This window comes from Mucilaginibacter sp. SG564, from assembly GCF_013149275.1.
Classification (GTDB): domain Bacteria; phylum Bacteroidota; class Bacteroidia; order Sphingobacteriales; family Sphingobacteriaceae; genus Mucilaginibacter.
The window spans coordinates 1-1,136 of record NZ_JABGNA010000036.1 but is presented as its reverse complement, the minus strand read 5'-3'; the positions used below and the strand labels follow the sequence as shown (position 1 = coordinate 1,136).

Below are 1,136 nucleotides of genomic sequence, written 5' to 3'. Positions count from 1 at the left end.
CCCGTGCCTGTATCAAAGTTTACCCGGCTATTGCCCAGGTGATCGGTTAACGTGTATTCATAGTTGTAACTTGCCGCGTCTTTAGGCAATGCCCTCCCCTCTTCTGTCTGGATAAAACTGATCGTCGATGACGCCGCTGTGCCGTCATACTGGATACCGGAGATATAATCCGTCTTGGCTGTACTGATCAGCCTGCTTAGTTTCTGCCCGGTAGCATCATAGGTATAGGTCGTGCTCTTGCCCGTGATCGTCTGCGGCAGGTTCAATAGGTTATAGGCAATATTACTGATCCCTTTGCTGTTATCACTGATCAGGTTACCATTCCCATCATACGCATAGCTGGCTATCCCGCTTTTCTGACCCGCATTGTTCGTCGTCGCATCCGTTACCGCCTGTAACTGGCTGCTCCCCGTCGGGTACGTGTACGTCAACTGATCGATCAGGGTATCCCGCCGATAACGGTTTAAGCCCGTGATATTCCCCAGCAGATCATACGTGATGTTATTCTCATGGTTACCCGTCGATGCCGTCGCCGCCGTTAACCGGTTCAGCTGGTCATAGGTATACGCGTAATTCTTAGTCAGGCTGCCGGGTGTTCCCCAGTACTGGTAGGCGATGTTGCCGTTATATTGTTTACTCGTCCCGGTATTGTAATACAGCTGCTCGGCAAACAGCGGTGCGCTGCTGGTATTCAGCCAGCCACGTTCATTATAGCTATAGGTGACCGTTTGTTTGAAGGTTGTGCTATCCGTACTGTGCAGGTTCTTTCTCCATACCTGTCCCAGTTCGTTATACTCTGTTTTCGACAGGATCGGGTTTACATCCGCTGCCTGGCCCGCATTCTGGATCTGTTCACGTGTGGTCAGCTTCCTCCCCATATGGTCATAGCTGTACTGGTTGATGATCGTCAGTTTGGCTGTGCCGCCTGTAGCCACGGTAAAATGTCTTCGGTTCGTGCTGGTCACCTGGTCGTTGAAGTTATACGTATTCAGCACCACATCGAAGTTGCCCGCGTTTACCGTACCACCCAGATAGTGTTGTTTATAGCTCCGGATGTTCCTCCCTTTATCATCATAATAATTGACATCCCAAAGCGTGTCCGGTTTGTCATTGGCAATTGTGTTCAGTACCGTCGT

General features: G+C 50.4%; 1 pseudogene. It reads right to left on the bottom strand.

Annotated elements, in window-relative coordinates:
- A pseudogene (locus tag FHW89_RS28595) lies at positions 1 to 1,136 on the bottom strand (RHS repeat-associated core domain-containing protein); the annotation flags it as partial.